This is a genomic window from Schleiferilactobacillus shenzhenensis LY-73 (assembly GCF_000469325.1).
Lineage (GTDB): Bacteria > Bacillota > Bacilli > Lactobacillales > Lactobacillaceae > Schleiferilactobacillus > Schleiferilactobacillus shenzhenensis.
This window is the reverse complement of sequence record NZ_KI271584.1, coordinates 166,166-182,175: the sequence shown is the minus strand read 5'-3', so window position 1 is coordinate 182,175 and position 16,010 is coordinate 166,166. Positions and strand designations below refer to the sequence as shown.

19 protein-coding genes are annotated in these 16,010 nt (G+C 54.2%); 9 read left to right on the top strand and 10 right to left on the bottom strand.

Annotated features, from left to right (window positions below):
• Position 1: 1 nt before the first annotated feature.
• The 4 genes from L248_RS04345 to L248_RS04330 all read left to right on the top strand — a co-directional run bounded on the left by L248_RS04345 (position 2) and on the right by L248_RS04330 (position 4,219).
• Entirely contained in the window at positions 2 to 919 is a 918-nt protein-coding gene (locus tag L248_RS04345) for a sensor histidine kinase (RefSeq protein ID WP_022528872.1), read from the top strand.
• Between the two features lie 83 nt (positions 920 to 1,002).
• Positions 1,003 to 1,938, top strand: a complete 936-nt coding sequence (locus tag L248_RS04340; protein ID WP_022528871.1) for an ABC transporter ATP-binding protein — start codon at positions 1,003 to 1,005, stop codon at positions 1,936 to 1,938.
• Entirely contained in the window at positions 1,931 to 2,650 is a 720-nt protein-coding gene (locus L248_RS04335) for an ABC transporter permease (RefSeq protein WP_040534789.1), read from the top strand. Before L248_RS04340 ends, L248_RS04335 begins: the two co-directional genes overlap by 8 nt.
• 297 nt (positions 2,651 to 2,947) lie before the next feature.
• Entirely contained in the window at positions 2,948 to 4,219 is a 1,272-nt protein-coding gene (locus tag L248_RS04330) for a Fic family protein (RefSeq protein WP_040534788.1), read from the top strand.
• 87 nt (positions 4,220 to 4,306) lie between these two features.
• Here the strand turns inward: L248_RS04330 and L248_RS04325 are convergent, their stop codons facing one another.
• Positions 4,307 to 4,669 carry a rhodanese-like domain-containing protein gene (locus L248_RS04325; RefSeq protein WP_022528867.1) on the bottom strand — a complete coding sequence of 121 codons (363 nt, stop codon included), beginning with the start codon at positions 4,667 to 4,669 and terminating at the stop codon, positions 4,307 to 4,309.
• Positions 4,650 to 5,198: a MarR family winged helix-turn-helix transcriptional regulator gene (locus L248_RS04320; RefSeq protein ID WP_022528866.1), complete on the bottom strand. Its 549-nt coding sequence runs from the start codon at positions 5,196 to 5,198 to the stop codon at positions 4,650 to 4,652. Before L248_RS04320 ends, L248_RS04325 begins: the two co-directional genes overlap by 20 nt.
• Positions 5,199 to 5,356: 158 nt before the next feature.
• Here L248_RS04320 and L248_RS04315 point away from each other — a divergent pair, with 158 nt between their 5' ends.
• Positions 5,357 to 6,394 (top strand): NAD-dependent epimerase/dehydratase family protein, encoded by a 1,038-nt coding sequence (locus L248_RS04315; protein WP_022528865.1) that lies wholly within the window; start codon positions 5,357 to 5,359, stop codon positions 6,392 to 6,394.
• Here L248_RS04315 and L248_RS04310 read toward each other — a convergent pair.
• On the bottom strand, positions 6,378 to 7,124 hold the full coding sequence (locus tag L248_RS04310) for a sulfite exporter TauE/SafE family protein (protein ID WP_022528864.1): 747 nt from the start codon (positions 7,122 to 7,124) through the stop codon (positions 6,378 to 6,380). The two genes, L248_RS04315 and L248_RS04310, sit on opposite strands and share 17 nt — an antisense overlap.
• Positions 7,125 to 7,206: 82 nt before the next feature.
• Between L248_RS04310 and L248_RS04305 the strand changes: the two genes are divergently transcribed.
• Entirely contained in the window at positions 7,207 to 7,770 is a 564-nt protein-coding gene (locus L248_RS04305) for a TetR/AcrR family transcriptional regulator (RefSeq protein WP_051999855.1), read from the top strand.
• 117 nt (positions 7,771 to 7,887) lie between these two features.
• Here the strand turns inward: L248_RS04305 and L248_RS04300 are convergent, their stop codons facing one another.
• The 6 genes from L248_RS04300 to L248_RS04275 form a co-directional block, all read right to left on the bottom strand.
• Positions 7,888 to 8,391 carry a TMEM175 family protein gene (locus L248_RS04300; RefSeq protein ID WP_051999854.1) on the bottom strand — a complete coding sequence of 168 codons (504 nt, stop codon included), beginning with the start codon at positions 8,389 to 8,391 and terminating at the stop codon, positions 7,888 to 7,890.
• Positions 8,384 to 8,941: a GNAT family N-acetyltransferase gene (locus tag L248_RS04295; RefSeq protein ID WP_022528861.1), complete on the bottom strand. Its 558-nt coding sequence runs from the start codon at positions 8,939 to 8,941 to the stop codon at positions 8,384 to 8,386. Before L248_RS04295 ends, L248_RS04300 begins: the two co-directional genes overlap by 8 nt.
• Before the next feature lie 22 nt (positions 8,942 to 8,963).
• The gene (locus L248_RS04290; protein ID WP_022528860.1) at positions 8,964 to 9,542 is read right to left on the bottom strand and encodes a hypothetical protein; all 579 of its coding nucleotides are present in this window, start codon (positions 9,540 to 9,542) and stop codon (positions 8,964 to 8,966) included.
• Between the two features lie 84 nt (positions 9,543 to 9,626).
• Positions 9,627 to 10,415 carry an ABC transporter permease gene (locus L248_RS04285; protein WP_022528859.1) on the bottom strand — a complete coding sequence of 263 codons (789 nt, stop codon included), beginning with the start codon at positions 10,413 to 10,415 and terminating at the stop codon, positions 9,627 to 9,629.
• Positions 10,412 to 11,191 (bottom strand): ABC transporter permease, encoded by a 780-nt coding sequence (locus L248_RS04280; protein ID WP_022528858.1) that lies wholly within the window; start codon positions 11,189 to 11,191, stop codon positions 10,412 to 10,414. The genes L248_RS04285 and L248_RS04280 overlap by 4 nt, the downstream gene beginning before the upstream one ends.
• A complete protein-coding gene (locus L248_RS04275) occupies positions 11,163 to 11,981 on the bottom strand; it encodes an ABC transporter ATP-binding protein (RefSeq protein ID WP_022528857.1) in 819 nt (272 codons plus the stop codon). The genes L248_RS04280 and L248_RS04275 overlap by 29 nt, the downstream gene beginning before the upstream one ends.
• 141 nt (positions 11,982 to 12,122) lie before the next feature.
• Here L248_RS04275 and L248_RS15065 point away from each other — a divergent pair, with 141 nt between their 5' ends.
• Both L248_RS15065 and L248_RS04265 read left to right on the top strand, forming a co-directional pair.
• On the top strand, positions 12,123 to 13,091 hold the full coding sequence (locus tag L248_RS15065) for an ArsR/SmtB family transcription factor (protein WP_022528856.1): 969 nt from the start codon (positions 12,123 to 12,125) through the stop codon (positions 13,089 to 13,091).
• Between the two features lie 392 nt (positions 13,092 to 13,483).
• Positions 13,484 to 14,071 (top strand): hypothetical protein, encoded by a 588-nt coding sequence (locus L248_RS04265; RefSeq protein ID WP_040534786.1) that lies wholly within the window; start codon positions 13,484 to 13,486, stop codon positions 14,069 to 14,071.
• A 126-nt stretch (positions 14,072 to 14,197) separates the two neighbouring features.
• Here L248_RS04265 and L248_RS04260 read toward each other — a convergent pair whose 3' ends face one another.
• Complete coding sequence (locus L248_RS04260) at positions 14,198 to 14,818, bottom strand: TetR/AcrR family transcriptional regulator (protein WP_022528853.1); 621 nt, start codon at positions 14,816 to 14,818, stop codon at positions 14,198 to 14,200.
• Between the two features lie 229 nt (positions 14,819 to 15,047).
• Between L248_RS04260 and L248_RS04255 the strand changes: the two genes are divergently transcribed.
• Complete coding sequence (locus tag L248_RS04255) at positions 15,048 to 16,010, top strand: YhgE/Pip domain-containing protein (protein WP_022528852.1); 963 nt, start codon at positions 15,048 to 15,050, stop codon at positions 16,008 to 16,010.

Here is a 16,010-nt window from a genome sequence, read left to right as displayed (position 1 = left end):
GATGACAGCACTGCTCACGATCTTCCTCATCGCCCTCGTAGCGGCCAGTCTCATCTACTTAGCTTATTTGCTCCTCGCTCTCCGGAATCTCCGCCGCCAGGTGCAAGTGATTGCCGCCAGCCGGACCAACAACGATGTGCGCACCACCAGCCGCAACCCGCTGATTATTCGCCTGGCCAACGCCATCAATACTTTATTAGCCGACCAGCGCCAAGAACGGGCGGACAACGCCGCCGTGGCCAAGCACATCGACCAAGCCATCAACAACATTTCCCACGATCTGCGCACCCCGCTGACCGTCGCCAGCGGTTATGTGCAATATCTGGAGGAAGAAAAGACCCTGTCCCCCACGAAGGCGCGGCAGGTCTTGACTCAGGCGGAGAAAAACTTGGAAACCGTCAATGAACGGCTGGAATCTCTCCTGGAATACAACCGTATCACGGAACACCGGCTCACCGTGGAAGCCACCGACTTTGACCTTTCTGCCCTCGTCCAAAACAGTCTGCTCACGCTGTACGACGCCCTGGAAGCGGCCAGCTTCAGTGTCACGCCAACGATTACCAGCGGGGTGCTGGTGCACCTGGACCAGGACAAGACCCGGCGTATCGTCCAGAACCTGCTGGGGAATGCGCTGACCCACGGGACCAAGACGCTTAGCGTGGCGCTGACCGACCAGTCCGCCGACCAGACGGTGACCCTCACCGTCACGAACGGCATCGCCCACCCCATCGCCAACTTGGCGCGGCTCACGGACCGCTTCTACACCGAGGATCTGGCCGACCAGACCGGCAATTCCGGCCTTGGTCTCTACATCACCCGCCATCTGACTGAACTGCTCGGCGGCACGCTGACCCTCACAGCCACGGCGGCTGAATTCACCGCCGTCGTCACACTCCCCCAGCACCGCCCCGCGAGTTAAGACATAGTTAAGGATTGGGTTAAGAGTCACTTTATGCTTGGTCCGTATCATAGTCCCATCAAGTCAATACGGAGGCCAAGACAATGGATGTTGTATTACAAGCACAGAACGTCACCAAGCAGTTTTCCCAGCACCAGACGGCGCTGGACGACCTGAACCTCACCCTGCACCAAGGCGATATTTACGGTTTAGTGGGCAGAAATGGGGCCGGAAAAACGACGTTACTGAAAACCTTTCTGCAACTGATTGCACCCACCAGCGGCACGATCACGCTGTTCGGCCAGCCGGTCGATCAAGCCCACGTGGCCAGCCTGCAGCGGGTCGGGTCGATCATCGAAACACCGTCCGCTTTCGGTGAACTGACGGCGCTGCAAAATGTGCGCTACTTCTGTCTGGCCCAGGGTATCGTTACGCCCCACGCTGCCGAAGACAGTCTGCAATTTGTCGGTTTGGCCGATACCGGCAAGAAAAAGGTGAAGCATTTCTCCCTGGGGATGAAGCAAAAAATGGGACTCGCTCTGGCGACGCTGAAAAAACCGGACCTGCTGCTGCTGGATGAGCCGATCAACGGGTTGGACCCGATTGCGATTGCTGAGTTCCGCCAGCTGCTGCTGAAGTTGAACCGGGAGCAGAACACGACGATCCTGATTTCCAGTCATATTCTGGATGAGCTGTTCCATCTCGCCACCCGCTTCGGTTTCATTGACCACGGCCACATGGTACGGGAGGTCACAAAGCGGGAATTCACCGCCGAGACTGCCCAGTATATCCGGATTACGACGGAGGACATGCCTGCCTTGACCCGCGCGCTGGCGGATCTGCACCTGAACAGCTTCAAGGTCATCTCGGCCAACGAAGTCCATGTCTTCAATGCCCAACAGCCGATCAGCGTCATCAACCACGCGCTGGTGAGTGCCGACGTGCCTGTTACCGGCATCAGCCAGGCGGGGCAGAACCTGGAGAATTACTTCAAGACGTTATTGCGTGAAGAAAAGAAGGAGGTGCGCCAGGATGCTTAATATCATGCGCGCCGATTTTTACCGGATTCGGCATTCCCGCTCGCTACTGTTCTGGCAGCTGGCCATTCTCGGCTTCACCGCTTTCGCGACGTTCTCCTGGGGCCACGACAGCAAGACGACTATCACCGGCTGGGCCGCGATTACCCACATCAATAACAGCGAAGGCTTGTTCCTGTGGCTCCTGCCGCTGATCATGCTGGTGATTGGAACCGACTTTTCTCAGCACCTGCTCAAAGACACGCTGACGATGGGCGTCTCCCGCCTGCGCTACTTCCTTAGCAAAATGGCAACCATGACCATTATCCTGCTCCTCCAGTTGTGGGCCTTGCACATCGTCGCATTCCTGGCTGGCAGTTACTTCGGTGGCCCCGGTACCATTAACTGGGGCGATTGGTTCAGCCAGATGCTGGTTTATGTCCTGCTCACCCTCACCGAAATGACCATTATCACCGGTATCCTGTATTGGAGCGGCAGCACGACCGCCGCGTTGACCGGCGGCGTCCTGGCGCTGGTACTGGTCTCCATCATGCACTTTCAATTCATCCACACGCCCTTTTTCGCCTACGCTGACTGGATCCTGGCGGTGAGCGACCTGCCCACTGTCCACCTCACCACCCTGGGTGCGGTGAGCAAGCCGGTCATCGGGGCATTAGTGATGGTGATTGGCGGCGGTATACTGAACGCTTGGCGGTTTGAGAAAATGAGTCTGTAGGTACTGAGTCTATTCGTCAAAAACAGCAAATTTGAATTATGTCGTGTTAAATACCGACCCACAAATCTCAATTTCGGCGTTTTTGAGATTTGTGGGCCGGTTTTTTTATTATAAAAATCAAAAACGGCAAAATCGAAAAATAGATACACGGTTTTGGTTTCTATTCTTCAAAAACGACGAAATCGAAAAATAGAACCACCTTTTCGCACTTATATTCTTCAAAAACACCAAAATTGAAAAATAGAATTCGACACTGTACAATGCAAGTAGCTAATCAAAGGATTGGAGGCGAAGTTAGTGGCGCACTACCTATTGTTCGGCAAGTTCAAATACGGCACCAGTCAAACAGGGCGGCTTTCCCCAGAGCAGGTGACAGCAGAATACCAAAAGCGGCTGGCGGGCATTTCGACGGTCGTGACATCCATGTTTCCTACATTATTGACGCGGGACGGCTTGCCAGAGGTCAGTTATCCCGTTTTCTTCGTGGAGACTCGAGACATCAATTCCGCTGTCGCCACAGTCCATGCCCAATCCCGCAAGATTACGCAGATTGCCAACAACCATCAGGATCTGCCGCCTGTGGCCCAGGCCGGTTTTATCAACGCCTTGTTGCTGAACGAGATTTACTTCACCAATGAAATCGAAGGCGTCAGAACCGACCGGGAAGAAATCGGAACCCTCATTGGTAATCTAGAGACCCAGCCGGCAGGGCACCACCAGCGGCGGTTGGAATCCACTGTGCGGATGTACCAAGATACGATTGCGGGCCGTCTCCTGCAAATCAAGAACCTGCCCGACTTCCGGATCATTTATGACACTTTACTGGCAGGAGAAATTGATAGCGACAAGTTGCCGGACGGGGAACTATTCCGGGCTTCCCCCGTTTACATCGGCACTGAATCGTCCAAGATTCACCAACCCCCTGCGTCAGAAAAGGAGATTAGCACGGCATTGGCCCAGCTCATTCCTTTTATGAACGACGACGCCCTTGATCCCGTACTCAAGGCCATCGTGACGCACTTTATGTTTGAGAACACGCATCCCTTTTTGGATGGCAACGGTCGCACGGGGCGTTATCTCCTGGCTTCCTATCTGGCCAATAAATTTGACATCTTCACGGGGCTATCTGTCTCCACGGCGATTCACGAACACGTCAAAACTTACTACCGTATTTTTCGAGAAGCGGATCAACTGGAAAATCGGGGAGAATTGACGCTGTTCGTTCAAGCAATGTTGACAATCATTATTTGGGGCCAACGGTATGTGCTGGACCAGTTAAACGACCGGCAAGAACAGCTGGCGGAAAAGATGGCATTGATACGCCAACGGTTAACGAACCTTTCTGAAATGGCATGGGATATTGTATCGATGATTCTCCAGTCTGATCTATTCAACAACGAACAGACGTCAGGTATCCAGGATCGGCAAATTGTCGCCAGGCTCAATCCCCCGTATGCCAAGACCAAAATCAAGACAAACATCAGCGCCCTGACCGCGCGCCACATCTTAGTGCAGGTCAACGGTAAGCCGCTGCAGCACGTCGTCAACCCCGATGTGCTAAAGCCGTGACAAGTGCATCAATCAACAGCCCGAGAAAGAACGACACCAAGGCATTTCGCCACGGTGCCGCTCTTTTTTAGAATGATTAATTAGGGTTTAGACATTTTCCACCGGCAAGTTCATCCCTTGCCAGCCTTCCAACGCCCCAGCCAGTTCAAACGCCTTGAAACCAGCCTGCAGCAAAATCAAGAGGGCTTGCTGGCCCAAGATGGTGCCGCTGTTCCAGTCATAGACCACGTACGTCTTGGACTTATCGAGCTCACCCAGGTGATCCGCCAAATCCTTCGCAGCCAACGCTTGAGCGCCCTTGATCTGGACCTTCTTCACTGGTGCGGGGGCGTTACGTACGTCCAGAATAACGTAGGGTGAATCACCCGCTTTTTGGCTTTGCAGCACGGTCATGGGGTTGATATACAGGCTCAGGTATGTTTTCAATAGCTCAATTTTCTCGTTTTCCATTATGCTCGTCCTCCAATTGGTGAATCCTGTCTTTGGCGTGCAGCAGTTTGCGTAACAAGCGGGCAAACTGCTGCTTTTCTTCTTCACTGAAATCTGCGAAAAGTTCTGTCGAGACGCGGTAATTGTACGGTAGAAAGGCCCGCAGCAGCTGCTCGCCAGCATCCGTCAGCTGAATATAGCGCACGCGTTTATCCGTCGTGGACGGGTGGCTGGTGACGATACGCTGGGCGGTCATGCCTTTCAGGAGTTTGCTGACGGTGGGCTTTTGAACACCGAGTTTCGTGGCAACCTCCGACGGCAGCAGCTGGCGCTGATCGGCGTAATACAAGAACATCAGAATGATGAACCGGGATTCGCTGAGGTCGAAACTGGCCACCAGACTCTCGTAGTTCTTTTCTACTTCCCGATACGCCAGTTGGAAGTCCAGGAACAGATGCACGTCTTCTGGCGAAACGGCCAGATGCAGCTCATCAGCCATTTCCTTGATCCGCGCCTGACTCGGGCGATCCACAAAGTTGTAGTAGCTCATAGTGATGTCCTCCAGTCTTTTGGTTAGCCGGCTAACCAAATAGAAGTATAGCATGGACTGCCTGAGATGCCAACCCGGAAGTTCAGTGCGAACTGTATTCTTTGATCAGGGAGATGCGCTATAATAGCCTAATCAATTTTGAAGAGAGAAGCCGACATATGTCAAACAAAGTCTTCGTCACCGGCGGCAACGGGTTTCTGGCGCTCCATCTAATCGCCCAGCTGCTCCGGTCCAATCACACCGTCATCACGAGTGTGCGTCAATTAAACAAGCAAAGCGATGTCCTGGACACCTTAGCAAAACACCACGTACCCAACTTAGACCAGCTTTCTTTCGTGGCCGCCGACTTAACCCAAGCAGCGGGCTGGGAAGCTGCTTTCGCCGATGTGGACACGGTATTTTCAGTAGCAGCGCCCGTCTTTGTGAACGGTGAGAAAACGGCTGCCGCCATGGCCAATGTCGCTACGGAAGGAACGATGAATATTTTGACCGCGGCAGAGAAGGCGGGTGTCCGGCACGTGATTATGACGGCGAACTTTGGCGCTGTCGGCTTTTCTAACCTCGACCAGAATAAAATTACGACCGAGGACGATTGGACTGATCCGGATCAGCCTGGATTGTCACTGTATGAGCGGTCCAAATTACTGGCTGAGAAGGCGGCGTGGGCCTTTGTTCACGATGACCAGCACCACCTGCAATTGACCACGATCAACGCAGGCGCGATGCTTGGCCCGGCGCTGAACAGTCACGTATCCGGCAGTTTTGGCTTGGTCAACAACCTGCTCAATGGCAGTACCAAGCTCATTCCCGATATTACCGTGGCGGTTGTTGATGTCCGGGACGTGGCGGCCCTGCATATTTTAGCAATGCAGCCGCCGGCTCTGAATCACCGTTTTCTCGCAGTAGCCGACCAAGCACTTTCTCTCCCCCAGATGGCGGCATTGATTCGAGAAAAGCGGCCGCAACTCGCCTCGGCGATAACGACGAAGAAGCTCCCCAATTGGGTGCTGAACACGGCAGCCCGCTTTAACCAAACTGCCAAAGAGGGCAATCTGATGCGCCGGATCAGTCATCAGGTGAGCAACCAGAAAGCCAAGGATCTTCTAGGCTGGCACCCCCAATACTCGGCCGAAGAGGCGGTATTAGCCGCTGCCGACACGCTGACCCAATACGGTTTGGTTAAAGCACCGTCTTGATCCCCATGACGATGATCAGCAACCCCATCACCGGCTGCACATATTGCCCCGCCTTGCTCGCCGTCAGCTTGCGCATCATGACCGGCGCAATCAACGCACCGGCCAGCGCGCCCACCATCAGGAAACCGCCGGCCGACCAATCGACTTGACCGCCGAAGGCATGGAGGATGGCGCCGACGATACTCGTGCCCACCAATACATAGGCGGAGGTGCTGACGGCATGCATCATGTCCAGGCCCATGATCAGCAAGCCGGCAATGATCGGGCCGCCGCCGCTGAGGCCGGCCACGCCGACCATCAAGCCGGCGAGGACACCGAACCCGGCTGCTTTGAGTGTACTTCCCTTGCCCGCCGCCGGTGCCTGCTGGTGGCGCAGAGCGCGCACCATGATTTGCACGCCCAGCAACACCAAGATCACCGCAATGAGCCACGTATAGATGACTTTCGGGATGAAGGGGGAAAGGAGCGAGCCGACCACGACGGCCGGTATCGCCGCGACCATCATCTGGTTACCCACACGGAAGTTGATCGTCTTTTGCCGGTAATAACCGAACGCGCCCAGCAGCAGTGCAGGCAGGGCGGTGACCACCGATGTCGCCGCGGCGGCTGCGGGCGCCAGGTGGAAGAAGGCTGTAAGCACGCCCAAGTAAATGGCACCGCCGCCCCCGCCGAGTGAAATCACAAAGATCCCAATCAAAAGCCCAATGAGTAGTAAAACCACGTCTGTCATTTTGTCCGCTTCCTTTTCAACGGCCCTAGTTTACAACTTGTAATTATGGATTACAATATGTAATTAGAAAGAAGTGGATGACATGACCCGAACGAAACTATCTGCTGACACCATCTTGGACCACGCGGCAGCCCTCATTACCGCCGGTGAACCGCTCACGTTCTCGACGCTGGCCCGCGCGTTGGGCAGCCGTTCCCAGGCACTCTACAATTATTATCCGAATCAGGCGGCGCTGACCGATGCGCTCTGTGCCCGCAACCTGCACTGGCTCGTGCCGCGCCTCCAAAAGGCCCTCTTCGGTTTGAGCGGCCGCGCCGCGCTGACCCAACTGGCGCTGACATGCCGCACCAGCGGCCTCGCCCATTTTCGGCTGACCCAATTCACATTGGCACACGTGCACCAAGACAACGCACCAGCGACAGCCGGGGCCATGACTGACTTGCGAACGCTCATCAACCAGTTGATTCAATCCACGCCCGCTGACGCCGCGACGCAAATCGTCGGCGAACGGATGCTGCGGAATCTCATCGTCGGGGAAATTTTCAACGTGGGGACCGGGTGGTTCGATGATCCAGCGATGAGCGCTGAGGAGAGTTTCCGGCAGATGGTGGATCAGTGCTTAGCACCGTTGTTTCCTGAACAGTAAGAAAGGAGGGCCTTCCCTGCGCTGACTGAATCAGCGAAGAGTGACCCTCCTTTCTTCACTTCAATGTTTCTGGCCTAAAACCTGCACCATCTCGATGAGTGTCACCCCGCCAATCAGTCACAAACTATAGACCGGCGCAAAGAACGCCACCACAATCGTGAGCACGAACCCGCCATAAAGGACCAGCCGGCGGGTAAATCCGTTACTGGCATCCCGTTGCGCTGCTAGATTATCCCGAACGATGGACCAGTCCAGTAGCTGGAACGAGGCTGCCCAGCATAGCAGTACCGTTGCATACAAGATTTCTGGGAGCGTGCGCTTCGGGTAATCACCGACCCAACTGGTCACGAACGGGATGAGGGTAACCATGAAAATCCATAACCCATTGATCAGGAAAGTTCTGCTGGAAATAATGGCCGCTTTCTTAAACGCGTTCTGGTGATAATACCAGACTACGTAGATTAAGGCAAAGCTGACCAGGTATGCCAAACCCACCGACCATTCGGCCAGCAAGCCACGAACCGTGAAACCCTTTGGCGCGTGCAGTTCCAGGACCATAATTGTGGCTGCGATAGCGACGATCGCGTCCGTGAATGCTTCCAGTCTGGTTTTGTTAACCATTTTTCTCTCCATCTTCCGATTGGTGATTCAAGATAATGTGGTAAATCGCCAGCTGGTCGGCCCCCTCTGGCACGATTGCTTGCAGCACTCCGCCGCATGCTTCAATCGTCTTGCGGCTGGCGACATTGTCCACCAGGGCGGTCACAATCACGAAAGGCTCCTGCCGCTGCCGGTAAATCGTCAGGGCAAATTGCAGCAGCTGCCGGGCGTAGCCGTGGCCGCGCTGACTGGGGGTGACGTAATAGCCGATGTGCCCGCCGGTCCGGGCCAGCACCGGGGTCATCGCCAGCCGACAGCGAACCCGACCCAGAATCGTATCGTCTGCAGAAAACATGAAGTAGGCCTCCTGCGGAACCCGGTCATCATGAGTGGCATGGCGGTCCGCAGCCAGATTGGCCAGCGTGGTATTGAATGTATCCTCGGCGCGAAGAGTAGCAACGATGTTGGTGCTGTATGGGTTGTCCTGATCTGCGGTCAATACTTCGTGCCGGAAACGCGCATAGGCTGATGCATCAGTGTAACGCAGCGGTCGAAACGTCAATTGTACCATGTGGCCATCATCTCCCTTGTGGTTAGAAATCCGGGGTTTGCTTTCCCCGAAAGTGCCGTGCAGAAATGACCCATTCTTCTTTAATGAGTGGAAATACGACCTCACGCTTCGCGCCAATCAGGTCATCATCACTGGCGTCAATCTCTTCCGGATGATGCTTCCGGTAATCTGCAGCCATGACGGCTTCTACCGTCGGTGAAAACAACAAGTCCCAATCAGTGCCCAACGGCTTGTCGGCATTGCTTTCTAAAAGATTCGACTGCAGCAGCATGATATCCCATGCCGTACGATTAAGCGACAGCAATTCCGCATCGGGGACATCGAGTGTCAGTAAGAAACGTGACGCTCGCTTGTACACTAAAGAACGATAGCGGCCATGATCGAGATCCGCAAACTCAGTGTCGGCCCAAAATAATCCCTGATCGTAGTGAAATTGATAGTGCTTTTCACGGGCGTAGGTATCGTAAACGAACACGTACTGGCCTTGCAGATCCCGCCAGCCTCGTTGCTGCACCATCGCTTTATGCCACAAAGAAGACACTTGACCATACTGATGTATTTGGCGGACCACATTAGGCGGCTGAATCGTATAGACCCGCATGGCTGGCGGCTCCTTTCTTCAAGCAGATAGCCTTAGAATACCACGAATCAGCGATTGGTTGTTTTTTCGCTTATGCCGCCATTCTCAAAACATCTCTAAGGTCGCATGTTTCCGGGCGTAGTGCTCGCACATACGAATGGCAACCGTTGCCAGACAAAAATACAGAACGGCGAGGCCGCCTTCTATCAGTAGGTCCCAACCAACTCCAGCCATCCGTCCTGCCGTTACTTGACCGGCTGCTTGAATGCTATGCGTCAGCGGCAGCAGCTGGCTGACACCGCGCCAGAAGAGTGGTAATTGCGTAACGGGAAAGTTTGCGCCCGTCAGGATAAATAAACCGGTGGCAACAAAATTCAGGATAAAGTGCATGCTGTCGGTGATGAGACTGAATGTCGCGAGAAACAGGCCGAAAGCCGTCGCACTGGCCATTCCGACGAAGATACACGCAAGCAAGGGCAGCCAAGCAATGCGGGTCAGGTCAATATGGAAAATCTGACTCCCAATAATAAAGCCGGCGAGTACCGTGATAAAGACCGTGATGATGGGAAAGAAACCCTTCGCCAATAAGAATTGTAAGTCACTGGTGGGCGCCGTGATCACGGTCCGCAACCGCCCCTGGGCTCTTTCTGCCGTAATAGCTTGCCCCATGACAAAGATACACACGTGAATGCATAGCAAGAACGCGTTGCCGACGACCCAGGAAGCGAGCGTGGCCGGGTTAAAACTGTACGCAGCCAGAAGAACATAAAAGGTCATCGAGATAATTGGGTAGCCCAAGTCGAGCAGCAAGAATTCCTCCGGTTTGAAAATGGATTGCGTACTCTTGAAACTCAGTTTGGCCTGCAGCCAAAAATAGCGCCAGGTCGTCATCATTCGTTCACCTCCAAGGTCGCCTGTTGCCGGACGCGGTGTTCAATGACCCGCCAAAATAATGCCGTTAAACCAACATAGACCACAATCAGACCGCCGTTCCATAATAACGTCGTGCGCCACGCTGGCCAATCCGGCGTGATCCGCAGACTGAGTTGGAGCAGACGCGTAGACCAGGTGGGTACCAGGACTGCGCTGATTGGCCGCGTCCAGCTGGGTAACATGCTTAACGGAAAGACAAAGCCGCACAACAACGTCACTGGAATATCCAAAACATTCATGTACAGTCCGGTCTTGCGGGACAACAGCATCAAATAACTGATGGGAATCGAAATGGCAATGAATCCTGCAATGGTCACCAGCAAGGCCGCTATGAACAGACCAGGATGAGGAATTTGCAAAGTCAACCGAAACAAGCCGGCCGCTGTCACCGCTGAAATGACCAATGTCAGGCTGGCTAACACTGTATTGCCAATGGTCTTGGCGACAATCAACAAGTTGTAATTACTCGGGCTGGTGAAGAGAAAAGGCAGGACCCCCATGTACCGATCCCGGGCGATGTCGCCAATGGACGAGAAGCAAATGCTGCTCCATAGCCCCATCAGTCCTGAACCAAGAATAATATAACTGGTGGCATCATGGCGGCCGGAATGGAGAAACATTTCGTATATGAGGACGGTATTCAGCACGGGACTGGCAACCAATGTGAAGCGGAACATCGGCCGCGCCCACGAGTTCTTCATTTGTACTTTAATGGTTTCCCAAATGACGTGGATCATGAGTACCGCCTCCTTCTATCAACGCAATATACGCATCTTCCAATGACGTGATGGCTGTGTCCGGTACTTGTTTTTGGCCAGCATCAATGACTTCCGCAACGGTACCGCCAGCGACTTTCTGCCCCTGATCAATGACGACAAGGTGGTCGCACAAAACCTCCGCCTCATGCAGATAATGGGTCGTTAAGACAATCGTGGTCCCCTTTTGTTTGGCCTGCAGAATGATTTTGTGCAGGTTCTGGACAGACATGGCATCCAAGCCGATCGTTGGTTCGTCCATGAATAAGACAGAGGGGTCATTGATCAAACCGCGCGCAATTTGCAATTTTTGAATCATTCCTTTGGAGAAAGTCTCCACTAGGCGTTCTGCCTCATTGTCCAATCCGACAAGTGCCAGCAGCTCATCTGCGCGCTTGGCTAAGGTGGGCAAGGGCAGGCGATAGAGACTGCCAAAATACAGTAGGTTGTCTCTGGCAGAAAGGCGCCGGTACAAGCCCAGTTCGCCGCCGAAAATAAAATTAATGTGCTGCCGAATGGCCTTGTAGTCCCGAGCAACATCCAACCCATTGACCTGGGCGGTGCCGGCAGTGGGTAAGAGCAGCGTCGTCAACGTTTTTATCGTTGTTGTTTTACCGGCGCCGTTTTGGCCCAGCAGTCCGAAAATTTCACCCGGCTGCACTGCAAAGCTGAGATCCCGGACAGCATGAACGATCGTCGATGTTCGTTTCCACCAGTGAATGTTCTGTTGGACAAAGTCCCGTTCCAAATGATCCACTTTGATCATCGGCATTTTTTTAGCCTCCTATAGTTAGATGCCTGTCTAACTGTTGATGCCCATTATTATACCGATGAGAAGCATAATTGCAAGACGTTACGCTAACTTTCTGGTAAGATAATGTTAGGTGTTTGACTAAGAGACAGGGGCGGTTTGATGGTTACTGCAGAGTATGCCTATTCACATGATTTAGAAATTGCCATGGTGGCCCAAATGGCGCTCAGCAGTCATTTAACCCTGCCAGATGATTTAACGGGCAAGACGGCCGGTCTGGCGCTGTCTCCGACGGCCAGAGCCGTATTGGCGGCATTGGACCAACAGCACGCCTTAGCGTTGCTTGAGATTATCAGTGCCAGCGACGTTGCCGGCTTCAGCATCCCAGCATTCGCCGCAATTACCTCGCGCTGGACGCCGGCTGAACTGATCAGCGTCATGCTGGGCGTCCCATCAGCAGCGACTGCTGACACGTGGCCAGCCGTGGCAGCAATATTGCAAACCCAAGAAAAAGAACTGCCCGTGCTCGTCGGGCAGTACGTATTTGACCATCAGACAACGTTTATCAATGACCTGCAATCCTATTTGACCGCTTTAGCAAGTCGTTTTTCTGCCACTGATTTTTCTTCCGCAGACGCTGCGGCTAAGTCATTTAAAGGGCACATCGAGACACGTCTAAAGACAAACGACCCATTGGCCCTGGCGGAAGATCTGATGGGTAAACAATTCCGCAATCGCGGACCGTATCAGCGTTTCTACTTCGTACCAACATTCTTTGGACCAACGATCCGCCTCTTCGGCAAGCAGCAAACGCTCTTCATCCATGTACCGACCCAGCCATTGGACCAAGCGGCAATCGTGACAGCGTGGAAAGCACTGGCCGACGAGACCCGCTATCAGCTGATTAGACTGCTCGATGACAACGGACCGCTGCGTGCTGTCGATCTCGCCGACCAAGTGGGGTTCTCCGCACCAACGATTTCTCACCACCTCGATGTCCTCTACCGCGCCGGACTGGTGCATATCGAACCTGTGGGCCGGGCAAAATATTATTCGTTGAACCGGGCCCGATTTCGACAACTGGAACTGGTGATGCAACGGTTGAGCGAACCCAAACCAAGGACGCGTTAACCGCCCGCCATTTCCCGGGAAATACCCCGTGCAACCCGCCGCAATTGCGGCCGCTTCCTCTCTGAACTCAAAGGACGGACATGCTACAATCGATGTATCTAGAAAAGAAAGTGGCGTACTAATGGCTGACAATCAAAATCCTGCCCAATTACAGCAACTTGTCTAAGAATACTCGCTGGTCCTTCAGAAATCAGAGGACGACATTACGCTCCGCTACCTGAACCAACAAAGCGTTCTCGCCATCATCCAGACGTTTCTCACCCAGATCACTGCTATCGCTGGTGAAGATCCGCGTCAGTGGCAAGCCCGCCATATTCGAAAAAGCTTAGCGGCCCTCTTCGCTGACACGCCCGCCTCTAGTGATGGCGAGTTACAAAATTTCTGCAACATCAATGATTATCCAAAAATTTTTAATTTGGCTGAGTGATCGCGAAATATTGAGCATCCCCTCTTATCAGGTCACCTTTACCACGACACGGGTAATGACCGAGGCACTGACCGCCATCGGCGTTGACTTTTCGAATCCGCTGCCGGATGAAGCAGATGATCCGACCGCCCCGGCTAACGATATTTTAGATGATGGTTACCAGACCGTCCCGCATGTGGATAACGTCGGCAATCGACAATGGTCGATGGATACGGCCACACAAGTCCATCGTCAGTTGATTGAAGACGCCCGGGCGACCTGGGCGGCGGCGGATGATTTACGCTCGACGTACGATCAAGGCGAAGTGCTTGAGGCAATCGTCCCTTTCGGCGATGCCCTCTACGCCCAGTTCCTCGAAACGCCGGATAATTGGACCGCTGAGAATGTTCAGACACAGCTCATTCAGTTGATGCCGGAGCAAACGTTGCACGAAAACCAGCTTCTACTCGGCAGTTGGATGCAATTATTAATGCACCTCATCGAATCAGGAAAACTCGACAGAGACCGCACCGCGCCAATTGCGGCGAGTTTGCAATGGCTGCACAAGAGCTAGCCAGACAAAATCCTGAGCCGACTGCTCAGAAGCCGACCAGCCGGATGGTTCGCCAGGCCTATCGCCGGCGGAACAAAAAACGAAAGCAGAATAAGAAGCGGCGCTGAGTTTTCCCGAAAATAGGACTCACGCTGATGGCAGCGGGCCAATCGCCCGCGTCAGCTCCTCCGGTGTCATACTGCGGCTCCGCTGAAAGATCTGGTAGGCTTGTTCCGGCGGTAACACGGTGGGCTGGTTGAGCCAATAGATGACAATATCCAGAATCCCCTGACTGACGATTTCCTGGGCAAAATCACTAGGAATGACCGCGGGGGATTTTGCTTTGCTTGGTCCCGTTTCTTGCAAGACATTCCCAATCAGCTGCTTCACCTTGACCACCGTCTGCGTGCCCTGCTCGTTCAGCAGCAGCGCCGCCAGTGCCCGCTGCCGGTAGAGATACTTGAACAACTGAAAGAACGCATTGTCCGCAGCCGCCGTCTCCGTGCCCGTCTGCGGCTTGGGGTAGCGGCGGAAGATCCCTGTGACATGCGTGACGATCTCATCCTCATAATGCGTCAGCAGGTCGTACTTATCGACGTAGTGCAGGTAGAAAGTCCCCCGGCTGATGCCCGCGGCCTGGGTGAGCTGCTGTACGCTAAGTTTATCGAACCCCTGGCGCCCCACCAGTTGGACGAAGGCTTTTTGAATCTTCACTTCCGTCGCCAGCATTTTAGTATTCGTTTCGATGATCGCCGTCTCCTTTAACACGCTGTCTATTTCTGACTCTATTCAACACTTTTTTTCGCCCGCTGGCAATGCACAGTTGGGCGTTTTTTGTTCAGGTAAAAAACGGCTGGCCAAAAGAAAGAGGCGAAGTTATCCCCCACACAGAGGGTCTTTTACTGAACACATCACGTCTTTTTGCGTATTGCTCTGCCCGCCGAAAGCACCTACTATCGCAATTGAACATCGTGTCAATTTGAAAGGCGGTAATCACATGTTCAAAAGCGAGTGGTCCTATCTTGTGCACCATAAGATGATGCTGGTGGTCCTCGTGGCCATTGCCCTGATCCCAGCCATCTACTGTTTCATTTATCTCTCTTCGATGTGGGATACTTACGGCAAGATGGACCGTATCCCCGTCGCTATCGTCGATCACGATACCCCCGTGACCTATCACGGTAAACGGATCGCCATCGGTCAGAATTTGACCACCAGTTTGTTACAGGCGGATGCCTTGGATTTCCATCACGTGTCGGCCGCAACGGCGGAAAAAAGGCTCCGGGCGGGGCGCTATTACATGATTCTGACGGTGCCGCAGGGCTTTTCTCAAAAGGCCACCACCATCATGGGTGAAAATCCCCAGCGGATGAATCTGTACTTCCGCTTCAACTCGGGGCAAAACTTCATTGTCTCGAAGATGACCAACGGGGCGGCCACTGCCATTAAGGCTAAGGTCTCCGCGCAAGTGACCAAGATGTATGCCGGCATCGTCTTAAGCGCGCTGGGCAGTGCCCAGGCGGGGATGCAGAAAGCAGCCGCCGGCGGGACTCAGCTCGCAGCGGGCAGTGAGAAACTGTTGGCCGGCGAAACGCAGCTGGCCAGCGGCACGCGGGCCATGGGCAGCGGCGTCGGTCAGCTGACGGCCGGTAATGCCAAATTGGCCAGTGGGAATACCGCCATGGCCAGCGGATTCACGCAGCTGACGGCCAATACACCGAAGCTGACCAGCGGGCTCAGCCAGATCCAGAGCGGATTGACCCAGCTCGCGGCCAAATCCCCGCAGCTGGCCCAGGGAACGGCTCAACTCGCGACCCTGGCGCAGGCCATTCAGCAGCAGCTCACCAGCGGCGCGGCGAACCCCACTCGGCTGACGGCAGAAACGATGGCCTTGACTCGCGGGCTCCAGGCCCTCACGCCGGCAGTACGGCCAGTGCCCGGGGCAGCCGGCAGCTCCTGA